The 312-nt window shown below is 53.2% G+C and carries 1 protein-coding gene; it reads right to left on the bottom strand.

Features of this window, described 5'->3' with window-relative positions; all coding sequences use genetic code 11:
- Positions 1–48: 48 nt before the first annotated feature.
- A partial coding sequence (locus HBA93_RS20155; protein WP_221724459.1) for a DUF1499 domain-containing protein occupies positions 49–312 on the bottom strand: 264 nt, incomplete at its 5' end.

Below are 312 nucleotides of genomic sequence, written 5' to 3'. Positions count from 1 at the left end.
ACAGATGGCGACCCGATGCCGGATAGTCTCTATCGCCCAGCCTAATTGTTACTCCTCGGGTGCATCCGGCACAGCATTGCGCATTTCCAGATCAAGCGCATTGAAGAAATCCTCGATCAATGCGGCGTTGAAACCTAAATCATAGCGCCCATAGCGTGAGACTGCGCGCATATCGACCGTTGTCTGCTCTGCCTCATCACGCAGTCGCACGGCGAGATCACTGCTCAGACCCAGTATCAAAGTCTTCGCCACACCTTCAACACTGACATCAATATCTTCACCGGCAACACCAGCACTGCCGGTAACCGTAAT

The sequence above is a fragment of the Ochrobactrum sp. SFR4 genome, from assembly GCF_019730395.1.
Lineage (GTDB): Bacteria > Pseudomonadota > Alphaproteobacteria > Rhizobiales > Rhizobiaceae > Pseudochrobactrum.
Note: the sequence above shows the minus strand (reverse complement) of the source record. Positions and strands in the feature narration are given on the sequence as shown.